Origin of the sequence: Streptomyces spinoverrucosus (assembly GCF_015712165.1) — a bacterium.
Classification (GTDB): Bacteria; Actinomycetota; Actinomycetes; order Streptomycetales; family Streptomycetaceae; genus Streptomyces; species Streptomyces spinoverrucosus_A.
The window spans coordinates 7,535,763-7,554,439 of the sequence record NZ_JADPZX010000001.1; the positions used below are offsets into that span (position 1 = coordinate 7,535,763).

Genomic DNA, 18,677 nt, shown 5'->3' on the forward strand with positions numbered 1-18,677 from the left:
CCCTCTCCGGCGATGGACGGATCGTCCTGTAGTACCTGCGCCGCCCCCTGCCGACATTGCGCGGAGGCGGCGGCATCATGACCATCCCCCTGCTGCTGCTGCTCGCAGCCGCTTTCCTGCTCATCCTCGCCAACGGCTTCTTCGTCGCGGCCGAGTTCGGCCTGGTGACGGTCGACCGCCCGGACGCCGAGAAGGCCGCCGCCGAGGGCGACCGACGGGCCGGCCGGGTCGTCGAGTCTCTGAAGGAGCTGTCGTTCCAGCTCTCCGGCACCCAGCTCGGCATTACCATCACCTCCCTGGTCGTCGGCATGCTCGCCGAACCGGCCCTCGCCCGGCTGCTGGACGGCCCCCTCACGGCCGTCGGCATCCCCGACGGCGCGGTGTCCGGGGTGGCCGTGGCCCTCGGCATGCTGCTGGCCTCGGCCGTGCAGATGGTGGTCGGTGAGCTCGTCCCCAAGAACTGGGCTGTCTCCCGCCCCATGCAGGTCGCGCGCTTCGTCGCCGGCCCGCAACATCTGTTCGCACGCGTGTTCAGGCCGGTGATCGCCGGTCTCAACGCCGTCGCCAACCGGCTGGTCCGCATGCTGGGCGTCGAGCCCACCGAGGAGCTGGCCTCCGCCCGCACCCCCGACGAACTGGTCTCCCTGGCCCGGCACTCCGCACGCGCCGGCGCGCTGGAGCAGGACACGGCGGACCTGTTCGTCCGCACCCTCTCCCTCGGCGAGCTGACCGCGCAGCACGTCATGACCCCGCGCGTGAAGGTGAGCGCGCTGCAGTCCTCGGCGACCGCCGAGGACGTGGTCAACCTGACTCGCGCCACCGGCCTGTCCCGCTTCCCCGTCTACCGCGAGCGGATCGACGAGATCGTCGGCATGGTCCACCTCAAGGACGCGCTCGCCGTCCCGGCGCCGGAGAGGCTGCGCACGCCCGTCGGCCGGATCGCCAAGCCGCCGCTGCTGGTCCCCGAGACGCTGCCGGTACGGCCGCTGCTCACCCGGTTGCGCAGCGAGCAGCCGATCGCCGTCGTCGTCGACGAGTACGGCGGCACGGCCGGGGTCGTCACACTGGAGGACATCGTCGAGGAGATCGTCGGCGAGGTCCGTGACGAGCACGACGGTCACGACCTGCCCGAACTGGCCTCCGCCCCGGCGGAGGACGGCCGCCCGGCCTGGGACGCCGACGGCAGCTGCCGCATCGACACCCTGCGGCGCATAGGCCTCGACGTGCCCGAGGGCCCGTACGAGACGGTCGCCGGCCTGGTCGCCGACCTGCTCGGCCGGATCCCGGCCGTCGGTGACCGCACGGAACTGCCCGGCTGGCGGCTGGCCGTGCGCCAGGTCGGGCACTACCGCGCCGAGCGGGTCCGCATCGTACGCATGGCCCCTGTCATGGAGGCCGTGCGATGAGCGTGCTCCAACTCCTGTTCGCGGCGCTGCTCGTGCTCGCCAACGGCTTCTTCGTCGGCGCCGAGTTCGCGCTGGTGTCGGTCCGCCGCAGCCAGATCGAACCACTCGGCACGACCCGGGCCCGTCAGGTGCTGTACGGCCTGGAGCGGCTGCCGCAGATGATGGCGGCGGCCCAGTTCGGCATCACGATCTGCTCACTGACCCTGGGCGCGGTCGCCGAGCCGACGGTGGCCCATCTGCTGGAGCCGTTCTTCGAGTGGATCCACCTGCCGCACGGGCTGGTCCACCCGCTCGGCTATGTCATCGCCCTCGCCACGGTCGTCTTCTTCCACCTCGTCATCGGCGAGATGGTCCCGAAGAACCTGGCGATGGCGGCGCCGGAGAAGGCCGCGCTGTGGCTGAGCCCCGGCCTGGTCGCCTTCGCCCGCCTGTGCCGGCCGATCACGGTCGCCCTCGGCACCTGCGCCCAGGGCGTGCTGCGGCTGTTCCGGGTCGAGCCCAAGGATGCGGTCGAGGCGGTGTTCACCAGCGAGCAGCTCAACCGGCTCGTGGAGGACGCCGGTCAGGCCGGTCTGCTCGACCCCGAGGCGGCCGAACGCCTGGAGGACGCGCTGGAGCTGGGCTCCCGCCCCGTCACCGACGTGCTTCTCAGGCGCGAGTCGCTGATCACCGTCAGCCCCTCGGTGACGCCCGGCCGGATCATCGAGCTGACCGCCCGCACCGGGTACTCCCGCTTCCCGGTTTCCACGAAGAACGGGGCCTTCATGGGCTACCTGCACGTGAAGGACGTACTCGACCTGGAGGAGTCGGAACGGGCCGTTCCGCAGCATCTGTGGCGGCCCATGACGACGCTGAGGTCCGAACTGCCCCTGGACGACGCGCTCACCGTCATGCGCCGCGCCGCGACCCACCTGGCGCAGGTGGCGGACGGCTCAGGGCGGGTGCTGGGGCTGGTCGCGCTGGAGGACGTACTGGAGCTGCTGGTCGGTGAGGTACGGGATCCGGCACACCGGGAGTCGCCAACCGCCCCGGCGGTGTCCGGGCCCCGCTCGGGCGAGGAGGTACTGACGGGCTGAGCCGCCCGCCGCGGGCTGAAGCCGGAATCCGGGGTCGCGGGGCCTGAGCATCCGGGGGCGTGGGGCCCGAGCCACGCGCCGCGGGCTGAAGCCGGGGCCGGGGATCCGTCACATGGCCGACGGGTCCTGCGGCCCCCGCCCCGACAGCACCTCGCCGTACGCCTGCATCAGATCGGGCAACCGCAGCGTCGACAGATCCTCCCGCGACAGTGCCCCCGGGTAGGCCGACAACCGCAGATCCCGGTACGCACAGCTCTTCTCGTACAGCGTGCGCAGGAACCGCCCGTTGCCCAGCTCGTCGATCCACCCCTGGTCGACCACGTGCCCCGCGATCGACCGCAGCTCGTCCAGCGACTCCTCGTCCCACCGGTCGCCGTTCTCGGCGGCCAGTACCTCGCCGATCGCGGTGAGTTCGAGGGGGCGGTACGAGGGGAAATCCACGCGGGTCGTGAAGCGGGAGGACAGCCCGGGGTTGGCGGCGAGCAGGCGGTCCATGCCCTCCGGGTAGCCGGCCAGGATCACCACCAGGTGGTCCCGGTTGTCCTCGGCCCGCTTCAGCAGCACCTGAAGTGCCTCGTCGCCGTACGCGTCGCCCTTGCCGTAGCCGGAGTTGGACAGCGAGTAGGCCTCGTCGACGAAGAGGACGCCACCGAGCGCGGAGTCGATCAGTTCGTTGGCCTTCACCGCGGTCTGCCCGAGATACTCGCCGACCAGGTCTGCCCGCTGTGCCTCCACGAGGTGGTCGCCGCCGAGCAGCCCGAGGGCGTAGAAGACCCGGCCCAGGATGCGGGCGACCGTGGTCTTGCCGGTGCCGGACGGGCCGGAGAAGACGAAGTGCCGCTTGGGCGGCTGCACCGGCAGGCCCTGACCGGCCCGCAGCCTGGCCATGTTCAACTGTGCGGACAGGGCCTTGACCTGGCGTTTCACCGGTTCCAGTCCCACCATGCGCTCAAGCTCGGCGAGCGCCTCCTCGAGTAACGCCGGGTCGGTCGGACCGGCCGGCAGCGGCTGGGAGGGGATCACGGTCTTCTCCCGTACCGCCGGATCGGTGACCGACGGCGGCGGACCGGTGGGCGGTGGCGCGGGGTCGGAGAGTCTCAGGTCCCGGCCCTCGGTGCCGAACAGCGGGTCGAGCGCGTCGGGGCCGTCGACGCTGTCCTGCCCGGCGCCGGTGAGCGCGATCGAGGCGAGGTCGGCGGCGTCGTCGTATCCGTCGCCCTCGGCGATCGCCGCGAGTCGCGCGGAGGTGTCCATGAAGGCGGGGTCGACGCGGTGCACCGCCCGGTACAGGGGGAGTGCGGCGGCGGAGCGGCCGGTGCCCTCGTGGGCGCGGGCGAGCCAGTAGCGCAGCTCCTTGCGTTGCGGCTGCTCGCTGCGGCAGCGCATCAGGGCCGCCGACAGCAGCGGCTCGGCCTGCCCGTACATCTCCAGCCGGACCCGGGCCATCCCGCCGAAGAGGCCGGCCTCGATACCGAGCAGGGGATCGTCGAGCAGCGGGTCGGTGTGCCGTACCAACTGCTCCCAGTCCTTGACCAGGTAGGCGCGGCAGGCGTGCAGGAAGCGCACCTGTGGGTCGGTGTCGATCGGCGGCAGGCCCGCGAGGGCGCGATCCAGCTCCGGGACGTGGCGGCCGTCCAGCCAGTGCGAGGCGTGCGCGAGCAGCAGGTCGCGGGGGCTCTCCAGCACGGGCTGCACCCACCAGCCCAGCCAGTACCAGGAGTTGAGCGTGCGCCGGTGCCGGGCGCGCTGCTCGCCGAAGCGGTCCCGGTGCCGGAACATCCTTAAGAGCGCGGTCGTCGTGTCCACCCGCAGCGCGTGCAGCCCGAGCCAGCCGTCGGCCATGCCCGGGTCCAGCCGCACGGCGGCGCGGAACTCCTCCTCCGCCTGCGGATACGCGCCCATGGTGTAGGCGTCCACGCCGCGTAGCCAGGCCAGGTCGGCCGGGGCCTCGGGGCCCTGCGTGCCGAAGTCCATCACGTCCCCCCACAAACCGTGCCCCCGCTGGTTCGCCGCCGGGCCGTCGCCCGTCGGCCGACTTTGGTCGAACCGCTGTGCCGCGGACCGGAGTTGCAACGGTGCGCGGAGCAGCCGTCCACAGGTCGCACCGAGGGCATCGTACCCGCGGGTCGGTGCCCGTCGAAGGGTGCGACAGGGGGCGTTTGGCGAGGTGGGAGCAGATGGGGCGCGGTGCGCTTGGTGACCGAGGGTGAGCGGAGCGCGCCTCGGAGCGCCCGGCGGAAGTGAAGAGGACAGAACGAAGCCCCCGATCACGGGGGAACAACCGGGGGCTTCGCGTCTGTCGGCGACCTCGATTGGCCGCACATTGAGAACGTAAGTCCTGTACGGCCCCCCGGTCAAGCCGAGTTGAAGCGGTCGGCCAAGTTCGGCCGCAAGGGTCTTCACAAGTTCAGCACATTGCGGATGGCCCGTCACCGTGCGTCACATCCTGGTCCGGACCAGTCGACCCCGCCGGTCCCGACAGCACCTCGTACCCCGTGTGCAACGGATGCACCAACAGGTCGGCGAAGGGCCGCGAGGGATCCTCGGCGAAATGCCGTCGCTCCGCGGTGACCCATCCGGCCCAGAACTCCCGCTGTTCCTCCCCGTCCCGCAACTGCCCCCGCGCCCAGGCGTCCTCGTGCGGCAGTTCCAGCCACAGCAGATGCGCCAGATGGGGGCGCAGGGCGCGGCGGCCGGCGCCGACGCCCTCGACGAGGATCACCGGCGCCGGCGGCAGCGGGCGGGGCGGGCCGAAGTGGCGGGCCCGCCAGTCGTAGGGGGCGTAGTGGGCGGTCTCTCCCCGGCCGAGGGGTTCGATCACCTGGTCGAGCAGGCGGTCGGTCCATGCGAACAGCTCGTCATGGCTGGCGATGTCGTCGAGGTGCAGCACCGGCGCGCCGCCCAGCGCGTTCGCCAACTGCCCGGCGAACGTGGTCTTTCCGGAGCCCGCGTGCCCGTCGACGCCGATCAGGCGGACCGGGCCGCAGGACGGGGGCAGGGCGCGCAGTCGGCGGGCGAGTCCGGACAGCGCGGTGGGCGGGGCGAGGCGGTACGAGTGCGACACGCCCTCATCATCTCCCAGCTCATGCCAGTGGTCCCGACCAATATTGGCGGGCATGGCACGCCCCGAGGTGCTGGCAGTGGCGGCCTCCTGCGGCCATAGTTGGCGCACACATCCGTGCACCGGACCCCGTCCCGACTCGGACCCTGGGAGTCATCCGCCCATGAGCAGAGACGAACAGCCGTCCCGCAGAGCCCTCCTGGCCGCCGCGGTCGCCGCCGCCGTCGCGGGCAGCGCGAGCCCGGCGGCGGCCGCCCCGTCCGCCCCCGCCGAGGACCCGGTGCCGGCCGACCCCGCCAAGGCGCCGGCCCGCCCGGTCGACAACCGCTTCTGGACGACGTACACCGACTGGCGCGGTGGCACCGCCCAAGGCACCGGTGCCGTCCCCGGCACCCGCCCCGGCGTGGCGATCGTCACCCCGCTCGGCACCACCACCTACCCCGACCCGCACACCGGCAGGACCTCCACCTGGGAGTACGCGACCTGGACCACCCCGGTCCACAAGCTCGCCGTCCCCGCGACGGAGGTCATCGCCTCCTGGAACGCGCACACCCCCGCCGGCACCTGGATCCAGGTCGACCTGCGCGGCACCTACTCCGACGGTACGGACACGCCCTGGTACGTCATGGGCCGCTGGGCGGCCGGCGACCGGGACATCAGGCGCACCTCGGTGGACGACCAGACCGACGGCAGGAGCACGATCTGGACGGACACCCTCGCCGTCGACGACCCGGGATCGGGCCTGCGTCTCACCTCGTACCGGCTGCGTCTGACCCTCTACCGCAAGCCCGGTACCCGGCTCACCCCCACGGTCTGGCGGCTCGGCGCGATGGGCTCCGACGTCCCGGACCGCTTCACGGTCCCGGCCTCCACGCCCCGGCTCGCCAAGGAACTGATCGTGCCGAGGTACTCACAGGACATTCACAAGGGGCAGTATCCCGAGTACGACAACGGCGGCGAGGCCTGGTGCAGCCCCACCTCCTCGCAGATGATCATCGAGTACTGGGGCGGCCGGCTCACCGGGGAGCAGCTGTCCTGGGTCGATCCGGACTACGCCGACCCGCAGGTGTGCCACGCGGCCCGGTACACGTACGACTACCAGTACGCCGGCTGCGGCAACTGGCCCTTCAACGCCGCCTACGCGGCGACCTTCCGGGACCTTCAGGGGGTGGTCACCCGGCTCTCCTCGCTCACCGATCTGGAGACGCTGATCGCGGCCGGTGTCCCGGCCATAACGTCCCAGTCCTTCCTGGCGAAGGAGCTGACGGGCGCGGGCTACGGCACCGCCGGCCACCTGATGACCGTGATCGGCTTCACCGCCGACGGCGACGTGATCGCCAACGACCCGGCGTCGCCGAGCAACCAGGCCGTGCGGCGGGTCTACGACCGGCGTGAGTGGGAGAACATCTGGCTCAGGACCAAGCGGTACAACGCCTCCGGCAACGTCGTCTCCGGCACCGGCGGTGTCTGCTACCTGTACTTCCCCGCGCAGCCGACCACCCGTCAACGGCTGGCGCTCGCGGCGGTGGGGGTGCGCTGAACCGGCCCGCGACGGCCCCCGGCTCCGCGTCGGGGGCCGTTCGCTGTGACCAACGTCTCCGCCACAAAAGCCGCTGCCGGTGGCAAGGTGGACAGATCGGTGGGTGCGCCCACTGAACGGTGGGGGGAGTCCACTGCACGCACGACACACCAGCGAGAGACCATGACCGCACAGTCAGCCACCGCCACCCGTGTCCGTACCGGCGGCCCCAAGGACGACGGCCCGAAGATCGTCGAACACATCATGGGCTGGACCCTCGTCGTGGTGCTCGCGATGCTGCTGACGCAGCTGGGACTGATGTGACCTGACGGGTGGGGCGACCTGCCATACTGCGAAGGTCCCGCCGCCCGTTGGAACCAGGGTCGAAATTGAATATCAGTCACCAGCGCGACGCCGCCCGTCCCCGGGCGCGCGGCACCGAACGTTCGGCGGCGCGCCGCGCCGAACTCCTCGCCATCGGGCGGAGGTTGTTCGCCGACACGTCCTACGACGCGCTCTCGATGGACGACATCGCCCGCCAGGCCCATGTCGCCAAGGGGCTGATCTACTACTACTTCCGGTCCAAGCGCGGCTACTACCTGGCCATCGTCCAGGACTCGGTCACCGACCTGGTCACCTTCGCGGCCGGCGGCCTGGAGCTCGCCCCCGTGGACCGGGTGCACCGCACGATCGACGGCTATCTGCGCTACGCCGAGCACAACCACGCCGCGTACCGCACGATCGTCAGCGGCGGCGTCGGCTTCGACACCGAGGTGCAGGCCATCCGGGACGAGGTGCGCGAGGTGATCGTCGGGACCATCGCCGAAGGGGCGTACGGCCGACGGGAGATCGCCCCGCTGGCGCGCATGGGCCTGCTCGGCTGGGTGTGCGGCGTCGAGGGCACGACCCTCGACTGGATCGACCGCCCCGAACTCACCCGCGACACCATGCGCGAACTGCTGGTCAAGACACTGGGCGGCGCCCTGCGGGCGATCGAGGACCTGGACCCCGCGTACCCGGCGCCGGAGCCCGCCCGCCGGGACGGGTGAGCAAGGGGGCGGAGGTCCGGTGAACCTCCGCCCGTCGCCGCTACTTGATCGCCTTGATCAGCTCACCGTTCGCGGTGTCCCCGCTCAGCTCCCAGAAGAACGTGCCGCCCAGACCCTGCTGGTTCTTGTACGTCATCTTGGTCGCGATGGTCGCGGGGGTGTCGTAACTCCACCAGTTGTTCCCGCACTTGGCGTACGCGGTGCCGCCCACCGTGCCGTTCGCCGGGCACTTGGTCTTCAGCACCTTGTAGTCGTCGATGCCGTCCTCCCACGTCCCGTCCGCCGGTCCGGTCGCCGTGCCGCCGGGTGCCGACTGGGTGACGCCGGTCCAGCCGCGGCCGTAGAAGCCGATGCCGAGCAGCAGCTTGGAGGCGGGGATGCCGAGGCCCTTGAGCTTGGCGATGGTCGCCGAGGTGTGGAACTGCGCCTTGGGGATGCCGGAGTAGGAGGTCAGCGGCGAGTGCGGGGCCGTGGGGCCGGCCGCGTCCCAGGCGCCGAAGAAGTCGTACGTCATCGGGTTGTACCAGTCGACGTACTGCGCCGCGCCCGCGTAGTCCGCCGCGTCGATCTTGCCGCCGGGGGTGGCGTCGGCCGGGATCGCCGCGGTGACCAGGTTGCCGCTGCCGAACTTCGCGCGCACCGCCTGCATCAGGTTCTTGTACGCCGCCCGGCCGCTGGTGTCGCAGCTCTCGCCGCAGGCGTTCGGGTACTCCCAGTCGATGTCGATGCCGTCGAAGACGTCCGCCCACTTGGAGTTCTCGACCAGGTCGTAGCAGGACTGGGCGAACGCGGCCGGGTTCCGCGCCGCCTCGCCGAAGCCCTTCGACCAGGTCCAGCCGCCGAACGACCAGAGGATCTTGAGGTTCGGGTGCTTCTTCTTCAGCTTGCGCAGCTGGTTGAAGTTGCCACGCAGCGGCTGGTCCCAGGTGTCCGCGACGCCGTCCACCGACTCGGCGGCGGTGTAGGCGCGGTCGGTGGCCGCGTAGGCGTCGCCCATCGCGCACTTGCCGCCGACAACGTTGCCGAAGGCGTAGTTGATGTGAGTGAGCTTGGCACCGGAGCCGGAGGTCTCGATGTTCTTGACCAGGTACTTGCGGTCGTAGGTGCCCCATTCGGTGAAGTAGCCGACGACCTTGGTGCCGGCTGCCTTCTCCCCGGTCGGGGCGGCCGTGGCGGTGCCGACGCCGGTGAGGAGGCCGGCGCCGAGGGCTGCGGAACAGGCCGCGGCGACGAGCGCCCGGAACCGGACGCGGGGACTGAGGCGAAGGTGCATCGGGTGTCTCCTCGTGGGGGAGAGGCGGACTGCCGATTGGCATGAACGCGATGACGCGCTGGTGGTCCGACACAGTAGGAGGACTAGACCAGTTGGGTCAATGGTGCGGACCAATTTCCGGAGATGGGGAATTCTTGAAGTGAGCGGTCGTTAACCGGTGACTCGGTGCCTCCGATCGGGCATACTCACAGCGCGCAGCCGCTGGTCAGCAGCTTTCGTGACCCGGGAGCACGAGCATCGGCCGCATCAGTGAGACCCCGGCGGCGTCGCCCACCCACGGCGCACGTCCGCCGCCGCGCCCGAAAGGGAGGAGAGCGTCGCCATGCCCGACCGCGCCCCGCAGCCGGTGGACCGACTACTGCCCACGGACGAGGCCCGGGACCTGATCTCGCTTGTCCGCGACATCGCGCACGGCGAGATCGCCCCGCAGGCGGCCGAGGAGGAGGACGCCGGACGCTTCCCACGCGACGTCTTCACCCTGCTCTCCCGGTCGGGGCTGCTCGGCCTGCCCTACGACTCCGAGTACGGCGGCGGCGACCAGCCGTACGAGGTCTACCTCCAGGTCCTCGAAGAGCTCGCCATGGCCCGGCTGACCGTCGGCCTCGGCGTCAGCGTGCACACCCTCGCCTCCTACGCCCTCGCCGCCTACGGCACCAAGGAACAGCAGGTCGAACACCTGCCCGCGATCCTCGCCGGCGGCCTGCTCGGTGCGTACTGCCTGTCCGAACCGGCGTCCGGCTCCGACGCGGCCTCCCTGCGCACCAAGGCGGTCCGGGACGGCGACGACTGGGTGATCACCGGCACCAAGGCCTGGATCACGCACGGCGGCGTCGCCGACTTCTACACCGTCATGGCCCGCACCGGCGAGGAGGGCCCGCGCGGCATCACCGCGTTCCTGGTGCCCGGCGACGCCGAGGGGCTGAGCGCCGCGGCGCCGGAGAAGAAGATGGGCATGAAGGGCTCGCCCACCGCCCAGATCCACCTCGACGGCGTACGCGTCCCCGACGCCCGGCGCCTCGGCGAGGAGGGCCAGGGCTTCGCGATCGCCCTGTCCGCGCTGGACTCCGGGCGACTGGGCATCGCGGCCTGTGCGATCGGCCTGGCCCAGGCGGCGCTCGACGAGGCGGTCGCGTACGCCACCCAGCGCAGGCAGTTCGGCCGGCCGATCGCCGACTTCCAGGGGCTGCGCTTCATGCTCGCCGACATGGCGACGCAGATCGAGGCGGGCCGCGCGCTGTACCTCGCGGCGGCACGGCTGCGCGACGCCGGGCGGCCCTTCGCCCGGCAGGCGGCGATGGCCAAGCTGCACTGCACCGACGCCGCCATGAAGGTCACCACGGACGCCGTCCAGATCCTCGGCGGCTACGGCTACACCGCCGACTTCCCGGCCGAGCGCTACATGCGCGAGGCCAAGGTCCTCCAGATCGTCGAGGGCACCAACCAGATCCAGCGGATGGTCATCGCCCGTCACCTCGCGGGTCCGGAGACGCGCTGAACTGACCCCGCCTGACCAGGGGCGCCACCAGCCGGATCCACTCCGGGTCGTGGCGCCCCGGCAGAGTGCGGCCGCGGTGCGCCCAGGTGCGCATCAGGTCGCGGTAGATGGGCGGGTCGGGGAGCGGCTGCGGGGACGGGGACGGCGCTGGGGCGTGCGTGGGGCGCTGGGTCCGCGGAAGCGATTCTGCGTACCGGGGAGCTGATGCGAAGTACTGACGCCCGGTCGTGGAGGAAGTGGGGGTCATACCTGGGCAACGCGACGGTATGCGGACAGGTCACCCACCCATGGGGTCGAGCGTGAGTTCGTAGCCCGTCCTGGTTCGGCGCCTCGGACGGGTCCTGTTCCGTGTCTGGTCGTCGACGCGAGCCTGACGTACCGTCAACTGCACCGTGTCCAGGGAGGTTTGCCGTGGCCGACGACCGTCCGGTGCCGCTCGACGACTACCCGGTCCACCAGGTGCCCCTGTCGATGAAGCACGTCGCGACGGGGGACCGGAACGCCTACGACCGCAGCATCTTCCACGTCCTCGACCACCAGGGCCGCGCCCTGCTGATCACCGGACTCGGCGTCTACCCCAACGCCGGCGTGATCGACGCGTACGCCACCTTTCGCTCGGGCGACACCCTGCACGCCGTCCGCGCGTCCGACGCCCTCGGCGACGACCGGATGCGCCTGGCGGTCGGCCCGCTGCGCACCCACGTCGAGCACCCGCTGCGCGAGTACGTGCTGAGCTGCGCCGCCGATCCGGCCGACCCGGACGGACTGTCGTACGAGATCCACTGGTTGGCGGACTTCCCGGCGCTGTGGGAGCCGCACCACCAGCAGCGGCGCGGCAGTCGGCTCACGCTGGAGGGGAGACGGTTCGTGCAGGCGGGCCGGTGCGTCGGCTGGATCCGGGTCGGCGGCCGGGAGATCCGCCTCAAGGCCGGCGAGTGGACCGGCACCCGCGACCGCAGCTGGGGGGTGCGGCCGATTCCCGGTGAGGACGGCGGGCGGTTCGCCGAGGAGTACCCGACCGAGGGGTTCCACTGGGTGTGGTGCCCGGTGCGTTTCGACGACCGGTTCCTGATGGTGATCGTGCAGGAGGACGCCGACGGCTACCGCACGCTGAACGACGCGACCGTCGTACACCCGGGCCGCCGCGACCGCCAACTCGGCTGGCCCCAACCGGAGATCACGTACCGCCCCGGCACCCGGCACCCCGAACGCGCCCTGATCCACCTCGGCGACCCCCGCAAGCCGCTGGAGCTGGACGTGGAGATCCTGACGTCGTCACCGCTCGCCGTGGGCGCAGGCTATCCGCCGGCCGGCGACTGGCAGCACGGCACCTGGCACGGTCGTGACTGGACCGACCGTCGCACCTACGACCTCGCCGATCCGGCCGCGCACCCCCTCGCCGCGTACGGCGTCACCGACCACGCGGCCCGCTTCCGGCTGGACGGCGAGACCGGGTACGGCATCTTCGAGCACGGCTCGTTCGGGCGGCACGACCCGAGCGGGTTCACGGGGTTCGACTCGGTCGCGCCGTAGTGCGGGACGGGAGGGCCCGTGGCGCACCGCGCTGTGGTCCTGTACGGGAGGGCCCGTGGCGCACCGTGCCGCAGTCCAGGAAGGGAGGGACCCAATGGCCTCGCGCCGTAGTCCAGGACGGGAGGAGCCCGTGACGCGCGCCGTAGTCCAGGACGGGAGGAGCCCGTGACGCCGCGCCGTAGCTCAGGACGGGAGGACCCCATGGCACCGCGCCCCCGTACCACCACCCGTGACCCCGAGGACCTCGCGCGCCGCCTCACGGCCTGGCTGGATGCCCGGCTGCCCGGCGCCAAGGCGGTCGGCGTCACCGTCCCCGCGTCGAACGGCATGTCCAGCGAGACCCTGCTCTTCGACATCGAGCACCCCGAACCTCCCCTGCGTGCCTGCGCGTTGCGGCTCGCGGCGGATCCGGCGGCGTACACCGTGTTCCCGGTCTACGACATGGCCCGCCAGTACCGCACCCTGCGCCTGGTGGCCGAGCGCACGGACGTGCCTGTGCCGCGCGTGCTGTGGCTGGAGCAGGACCCCGGCCCGCTGGGCGCGCCCTTCTTCGTGATGGAGCGCGTCGCGGGCCGCGTGCCGCCGGACGTGATGCCGTACACCTACGAGGGCAACTGGCTGCACGCCGCGAGCGACGCCGAACGCGCGCGACTGGAGGCCGCCACGATCGGACTGCTGGCCCGGCTGCACGACCAAGTGCCGCTGCCCGAGGCCGAGTTCCTCGACCTCCCCGGTACGGGTGACGCGCTGCGCCGCCATGTCGCGGCCCAACGCGCCTACTACGAATGGGTGGTTGACGGACTCGCCCGCTCACCGCTGATCGAGGCCGCCTTCGACCGGTTGACGGAGCTGTGGCCGCGCGATCCGGGCACACCCGTGCTCAACTGGGGTGACGCCCGGATCGGGAACGTCCTCTACGAGGATTTCCAGCCCGTCGCCGTCCTCGACTGGGAGATGGCGGCCGTCGCCCCGCGCGAGGTGGACCTCGGCTGGACCGTCTACCTGCACCGCTTCTTCCACGACCTCACGGTCGCCTCGGGACAGCGCGGGCTGCCGGAGTTCCTGCGCCGCGACCGGATCGAGGCACGCTACGCCCAACTCACCGGCCACACACCGCAGGACATGGACTTCTACACGCTGTACGCCGCCCTGCGGCACGCGATCGTGATGCTGCGCGTCGCCTACCGTCAGGTGTACTTCGGTGAAGTCGCCGCCCCGGCCGACCCGGACACACTGATCCTGCACCACGGCAGCCTGCGTGCCATGGTGCAGGGCAGTTACTGGGGTTGAGGCGCTGGAGCGAACTCGCTCAGGCGGCGTGACGCCGCATGACGGGGACCCTCATGGGGCGCGAGCCCGGGCCGCCCACGTGCGAGAAGGGCTGCATCCGCCAGTCCAGCCCCTGAGGGAGCGTCAACAGCAGGGCGGTGTCCTGCTCCTGGGGCTCGAAGGACTCGTCCGCGGGGCGCGCGTCGACGGCCCGGCGGCCCGTACCGGCACAGACCGTGAGTCCGAACGGGTTCCACGGTGAGGCGCACAGCGCGTGCTCCGGGAGGAACTCCTCGTCCGCGAGCAGGGCGATGGGCTGTGCGCAGTCCGGGCAGATCACCCGGTACATCTCGAAGGTGTCGTACGCGTCGAGTTCGTCGACTTCCTCGGCGTCGAAGGCGTCGGGTTCGACACCCTCCGGCTCGGGCTCGACGACCGGCTGCTGCCGCTTGGGTGCGGTACGACCAGGGCGCTTAAGACTCTGCATGGGATTCTCCCCCTCGGGCTGGGCCGTGAAGGCGCTGCGGCCTCGACCACAGCAAGCACTTCCCAACCGCTCTGGGGGGTAATCACGACTTCATTACGGAGACTGTTCGAGGCCTGTGGCGTTGGTCACATGCCGCTCGCAGGTGCCACGCGCGGCGCGTCCGTCCCCCGGGTGGCTCACAGCCTGCTCTCGGGGACATCACGAAGCGGGCATGACCTGCGCCGCTCAGGTATCCCGGGAGGTCAGGCGCACTGTAGGTTCTTGCGCCATGGAGGAGCTGGACCGACAGATCGTGCAGCTGCTCGTCAAAGACGGGCGGATGAGCTACACCGACCTGGGCAAGGCCACGGGGCTGTCCACGTCGGCCGTGCACCAGCGGGTGCGCCGGCTGGAGCAGCGCGGCGTCATCCGCGGGTACGCCGCGGTCGTCGACCCGGAGGCGGTGGGGCTGCCGATGACCGCCTTCATCTCGGTGAAACCGTTCGATCCCAGTGCCCCCGACGACATCGCGGAACGCCTCGCCGACGTCCCCGAGATCGAGGCCTGCCACAGTGTCGCGGGCGACGAGAACTACATCCTCAAGGTGCGCGTCGCCACGCCGCACGAGCTGGAGGAACTGCTGGCGCGGCTGCGGTCGCTCGCGGGGGTGTCGACGCGGACGACGGTGGTGCTGTCCACGCCGTACGAGGCTCGGCCGCCCAGGATCTGAGGCCACCCGCGTTCCAGCCCCGGCCCGTCGCATCCGGGGCACCTGCGTGCACCGGGGCCCGCGGGAGGCGCGAGACTGTCCCTCATGAGTGAACGCACCGCCCCGACCAAGACCGTCCTGCTCCGCCGCGGAGAGGTCCACAGCCCCGCCGACCCGTTCGCGACCGCGATGGTCGTCGAGCGCGGCCAGGTCGCCTGGGTCGGCTCCGAGGGCGCGGCCGACGCCTTCGTGGACGGCGTGGACGAGGTGGTCGACCTGGACGGGGCCCTGGTCACCCCGGCGTTCACCGACGCGCACGTGCACACCACCTCCACCGGCCTGGCCCTGACCGGCCTCGACCTGTCCGGCGCCGGCTCCCTGGACGAGGCGCTGGCCCGCGTCCGGGAGTTCGCGGCCGCCCGCCCCGACGACCGGGTCCTGCTCGGCCACGGCTGGGACGCCGCACGCTGGCCCGGCGGCCGCCCCCCGACACGTGCCGAACTGGACGAGGCCGTCGGCAACCGTCCCCTGTACCTCAGCCGCATCGACGTCCACTCGGCGGTCGTCAGCACGGCCCTGCTCGACCTCCTGCCCGCCCTGGAGCGGCAGGACGACTCCCCCCTCACGCGCGACGCCCATCACGCCGTACGCGCCGCCGCGTTCGCCGCCGTCACGCCGCGGCAGCGCACCGAGGCCCAGCGTGCCGCTCTCGCGCACGCCGCCTCGCTCGGCATCGGCTCGGTCCACGAGTGCGCCGGGCCGGACATCTCCTGCGAGGACGACTTCACCGGCCTGCTGCGGCTCGCCGCCGAGGAGCCCGGCCCGCGCGTCGTCGGCTACTGGGCCGAGCGCGATGTCGACAAGGCACGCGAGCTCGGCGCGATCGGCGCCGCCGGGGACCTGTTCGTCGACGGCGCCCTCGGCTCGCACACCGCCTGCCTGCACGAGCCGTACGCCGACGCGGGCCACACCGGCACCGCCTACCTGGACGCCGACGCCGTGGCGGCGCACGTCGCCGCCTGCACCGAGGCGGGCCTCCAGGCGGGCTTCCACGCGATCGGTGACGCCGCCGTGAGCACCGTCGTCGAGGGCGTGCGCGCCGCCGCCGAGAAGGTCGGCCTCGCCCGCGTCCGCGCCGCCCGTCACCGCGTCGAACACGCCGAGATGCTCACGCCCGACACCATCGCGGCCTTCGCCGAGCTCGGCCTCACCGCGTCCGTCCAGCCGGCCTTCGACGCGCTGTGGGGCGGGGAGGACGGCATGTACGCCCAGCGCCTCGGCACCGAACGCGCGCGCCTGCTCAACCCCTTCGCGGCACTGCTGCGCGCGGGTGTCCCGCTCGCGCTCGGCTCCGACAGCCCGGTCACGCCCCTCGACCCGTGGGGCACCGTCCGGGCCGCCGCCTTCCACCGCACGCCCGAGCACCGGGTCTCCGTACGCGCCGCCTTCACCGCGCACACACGGGGCGGCTGGCGGGCCGTCGGACGGGACGACGCGGGCGTCCTCGTGCCGGGCGCGCCCGCGGACTACGCCGTGTGGCGCACCGGCGAGCTCGTCGTGCAGGCGCCCGACGACCGGGTCGCGCGCTGGTCGACCGACCCGCGCTCCGGCACCCCCGGCCTGCCCGACCTGACCCCCGGCTCCGACCTGCCCGTCTGCCTGCGCACCGTCGTGGGCGGCCGGACCGTGTTCGTGCGGCCGAGCGAGTGATCTCCCGGGGTGGCGCGACAGAGATCGACGTCCGAAACGGTGTCTCACAACCTGCGTATCCACCGGGCCGACCTGCGCTCGGCCGGAAGATCCGCAGGTGACACGGCTGTTGACAGGCGGCTGCCCGGGGCCGGTAGGTTCGGCCGAGTCCACCACGGGACGCCCGACCGGGCAACGCTCGCACACTCGTCGCGGCGCCGCTGGGTCAGGGACGGTGTACCGCACCGGGGCACCGTCACTGGGAGCCAGGCACAGCGACCGCGCCACGGCGGGGGAACGTTCGGCCAGGTCGGCACGGTGTGACCCGGATGGGGCCCGGGCGCTCAGTAGACAACGGCTTCAGGTCGATCCGCAGCCAGCGGGTCCCAGGTCGGCCCGAAGGGCGCCGGGCCCCCATCCGCAGAGGGTCAAACGCTGATCCTTACCCCGCGTTTCCGGAATCGACACCACTATCCGAACGTCCTATCGCGTCGGCGCAGGCGGCGGCCACTATGGTGGACCTCTGCGTACGGACACGAAGGGGCAGCAGTGAACGACGGCGAGGGGACCCGCGCGGCAGAGGCCCAGGGGAGGCGCTTCGGCCCGCTCGGCACGGCCTTGGTGATCATTCCGACCTACAACGAGGCGGAGAACATCCAGGCCATCGTCGGCCGGGTGCGGAAGGCGGTTCCCGAGGCCCACGTGCTCGTGGCCGACGACAACAGCCCCGACGGCACCGGCAAGCTCGCCGACGAGCTGGCCGCCGGTGACGAGCAGGTCCATGTGCTGCACCGCAAGGGCAAGGAGGGGCTCGGGGCGGCCTATCTCGCGGGCTTCCGGTGGGGGATGGAACACGACTTCGGCGTACTGATCGAGATGGATGCCGACGGGTCTCACCAGCCCGAGGAGCTGCCCCGGCTGCTGACCGCGCTCAAGGGCGCCGACCTGGTACTCGGCTCCCGCTGGGTGCCCGGTGGCCGGGTCGTGAACTGGCCCAAGTCGCGCGAGTTCATCTCCCGCGGCGGCAGCCTCTACTCGCGCGTGCTGCTGGACGTCCCGATCCATGACGTGACCGGCGGCTACCGCGCCTTCCGCCGGGAGACCCTGGAGGGCCTCGGCCTCGAAGAGGTCGCCTCCCAGGGCTACTGCTTCCAGGTCGACCTCGCCCGCCGCGCCATCAAGGCCGGCTACCACGTCGTCGAGGTCCCCATCACCTTCGTCGAACGCGAACTCGGCGACTCCAAGATGAGCCGCGACATCCTGGTCGAGGCCCTGTGGCGGGTCACGTCGTGGGGCGTGGGCGAGAGGGTGGGCAAGATCTTGGGCAAGGGCGGCCCTTCGCGGCCGTAGTCCCGCGCAGGCGCACGAGAACACAGGGCACCATCGGCTCGCTGGTCGCTGGTCGCTGGTCGCTGGTCGCTGGTCGCTGGTCGCTGGTCGCTGTTTGCTGCTCGCTGGCCGCTGGCCGCCGGACGTTCTCGGTGGCTGGCACGCCGCCCGGCGTGCTTGACCGGCGCTCTTATGTCGTGCTGAGCGGTTGGCAGGCACACTGGGGGCATGATGACTGGCGCCTCGACCCCTCCCTCCTCCTCGCGGCCCCGGCGGTCGCGGCTGCGTACTTTTCTGCCGCTGGGTATCGCCGCGTGGCTGGTGCTGGAGATCTGGCTGCTGACCGTGGTCGCGGGCGCGGCAGGCGGGCTGACGGTGTTCCTGCTGCTGATCGCCGGGTTCGTGCTCGGCGCGGTGGTCATCAAGCGCGCGGGCCGACGCGCCTTCCAGAACCTGAACGAGGCGCTGCAGCGCGGCGTGGCGCCGTCCAGCGGTGGGGGCAGCGGCCTGATGATGCTGGGCGGCCTGCTCCTGATGCTGCCCGGCCTGATCTCGGACGCGGCCGGCCTGCTCCTGCTGCTCCCGCCGGTGCAGAAGGCCGTCGGCCGCTACGCGGAGCGCACGGTGGACCGGGGGCTCCGCCGCGCCACCCCCGGTAGCCTCGGCGACGCCTTTCAGCAGGCCCGCATTCACCGCCCCGACGGCAAGGTCGTGCAGGGTGAGGTCATCAGGGAGGAGCCGGGCGACGCCCCACAGGAGCCGCGCCCGCCGCTGAACCGCTGAGCCCGGCTTGATGCGCCGGG

General features: G+C 71.9%; 16 protein-coding genes. 12 read left to right on the forward strand and 4 right to left on the reverse strand.

Annotated elements, in window-relative coordinates; genetic code table 11:
* Window positions 1–77 precede the first annotated feature (77 nt).
* Both I2W78_RS34280 and I2W78_RS34285 read left to right on the forward strand, forming a co-directional pair.
* Window positions 78–1,406: a hemolysin family protein gene (locus I2W78_RS34280; RefSeq protein WP_196464130.1), complete on the forward strand. Its 1,329-nt coding sequence runs from the start codon at window positions 78–80 to the stop codon at window positions 1,404–1,406.
* Window positions 1,403–2,482 carry a hemolysin family protein gene (locus tag I2W78_RS34285; RefSeq protein WP_196464131.1) on the forward strand — a complete coding sequence of 360 codons (1,080 nt, stop codon included), beginning with the start codon at window positions 1,403–1,405 and terminating at the stop codon, window positions 2,480–2,482. Before I2W78_RS34280 ends, I2W78_RS34285 begins: the two co-directional genes overlap by 4 nt.
* A gap of 108 nt (window positions 2,483–2,590) precedes the next feature.
* Here I2W78_RS34285 and I2W78_RS34290 read toward each other — a convergent pair whose 3' ends face one another.
* Entirely contained in the window at window positions 2,591–4,456 is a 1,866-nt protein-coding gene (locus I2W78_RS34290; protein WP_196464132.1) for an AAA family ATPase, read from the reverse strand.
* A 433-nt stretch (window positions 4,457–4,889) separates the two neighbouring features.
* A complete protein-coding gene (locus I2W78_RS34295; protein ID WP_196464133.1) occupies window positions 4,890–5,546 on the reverse strand; it encodes a uridine kinase family protein in 657 nt (218 codons plus the stop codon).
* Window positions 5,547–5,706: 160 nt separating this feature from the next.
* On the opposite strand from I2W78_RS34295, the gene I2W78_RS34300 reads away from it, so the two are divergent.
* The 3 genes from I2W78_RS34300 (at window position 5,707) to I2W78_RS34310 (ending at window position 8,111) form a co-directional block, all read left to right on the forward strand.
* Window positions 5,707–7,083: a peptidase C39 family protein gene (locus I2W78_RS34300; RefSeq protein WP_196464134.1), complete on the forward strand. Its 1,377-nt coding sequence runs from the start codon at window positions 5,707–5,709 to the stop codon at window positions 7,081–7,083.
* Between the two features lie 162 nt (window positions 7,084–7,245).
* Window positions 7,246–7,386: an SCO1431 family membrane protein gene (locus I2W78_RS34305; RefSeq protein WP_196464135.1), complete on the forward strand. Its 141-nt coding sequence runs from the start codon at window positions 7,246–7,248 to the stop codon at window positions 7,384–7,386.
* A 65-nt stretch (window positions 7,387–7,451) separates the two neighbouring features.
* Window positions 7,452–8,111: a TetR/AcrR family transcriptional regulator gene (locus I2W78_RS34310; RefSeq protein WP_196464136.1), complete on the forward strand. Its 660-nt coding sequence runs from the start codon at window positions 7,452–7,454 to the stop codon at window positions 8,109–8,111.
* Between the two features lie 40 nt (window positions 8,112–8,151).
* Here the strand turns inward: I2W78_RS34310 and I2W78_RS34315 are convergent, their stop codons facing one another.
* A complete protein-coding gene (locus I2W78_RS34315; protein ID WP_196464137.1) occupies window positions 8,152–9,384 on the reverse strand; it encodes a glycoside hydrolase family 18 protein in 1,233 nt (410 codons plus the stop codon).
* A gap of 322 nt (window positions 9,385–9,706) precedes the next feature.
* On the opposite strand from I2W78_RS34315, the gene I2W78_RS34320 reads away from it, so the two are divergent.
* The 3 genes from I2W78_RS34320 to I2W78_RS34330 all read left to right on the forward strand — a co-directional run bounded on the left by I2W78_RS34320 (window position 9,707) and on the right by I2W78_RS34330 (window position 13,702).
* Entirely contained in the window at window positions 9,707–10,879 is a 1,173-nt protein-coding gene (locus I2W78_RS34320) for an acyl-CoA dehydrogenase family protein (protein ID WP_196464138.1), read from the forward strand.
* A gap of 411 nt (window positions 10,880–11,290) precedes the next feature.
* Window positions 11,291–12,412 carry a hypothetical protein gene (locus tag I2W78_RS34325; RefSeq protein ID WP_196464139.1) on the forward strand — a complete coding sequence of 374 codons (1,122 nt, stop codon included), beginning with the start codon at window positions 11,291–11,293 and terminating at the stop codon, window positions 12,410–12,412.
* 201 nt (window positions 12,413–12,613) lie between these two features.
* On the forward strand, window positions 12,614–13,702 hold the full coding sequence (locus I2W78_RS34330) for a phosphotransferase family protein (RefSeq protein WP_196464140.1): 1,089 nt from the start codon (window positions 12,614–12,616) through the stop codon (window positions 13,700–13,702).
* 19 nt (window positions 13,703–13,721) lie between these two features.
* On the opposite strand, the gene I2W78_RS34335 is transcribed toward I2W78_RS34330, so the two are convergent.
* The gene (locus I2W78_RS34335) at window positions 13,722–14,168 is read right to left on the reverse strand and encodes a hypothetical protein (protein ID WP_196464141.1); all 447 of its coding nucleotides are present in this window, start codon (window positions 14,166–14,168) and stop codon (window positions 13,722–13,724) included.
* A 268-nt stretch (window positions 14,169–14,436) separates the two neighbouring features.
* Between I2W78_RS34335 and I2W78_RS34340 the strand changes: the two genes are divergently transcribed.
* The 4 genes from I2W78_RS34340 to fxsA all read left to right on the forward strand — a co-directional run bounded on the left by I2W78_RS34340 (window position 14,437) and on the right by fxsA (window position 18,657).
* Window positions 14,437–14,877: an Lrp/AsnC family transcriptional regulator gene (locus tag I2W78_RS34340; RefSeq protein ID WP_030943199.1), complete on the forward strand. Its 441-nt coding sequence runs from the start codon at window positions 14,437–14,439 to the stop codon at window positions 14,875–14,877.
* Window positions 14,878–14,961: 84 nt separating this feature from the next.
* Window positions 14,962–16,566, forward strand: coding sequence for an amidohydrolase (locus tag I2W78_RS34345; protein WP_196464142.1), 1,605 nt, complete (start codon window positions 14,962–14,964; stop codon window positions 16,564–16,566).
* 528 nt (window positions 16,567–17,094) lie between these two features.
* Complete coding sequence (locus tag I2W78_RS34350; protein ID WP_196464143.1) at window positions 17,095–17,895, forward strand: polyprenol monophosphomannose synthase; 801 nt, start codon at window positions 17,095–17,097, stop codon at window positions 17,893–17,895.
* A 207-nt stretch (window positions 17,896–18,102) separates the two neighbouring features.
* Complete coding sequence (fxsA, locus tag I2W78_RS34355) at window positions 18,103–18,657, forward strand: FxsA family membrane protein (RefSeq protein WP_196464144.1); 555 nt, start codon at window positions 18,103–18,105, stop codon at window positions 18,655–18,657.
* The last annotated feature ends 20 nt before the right edge of the window (window positions 18,658–18,677 follow it).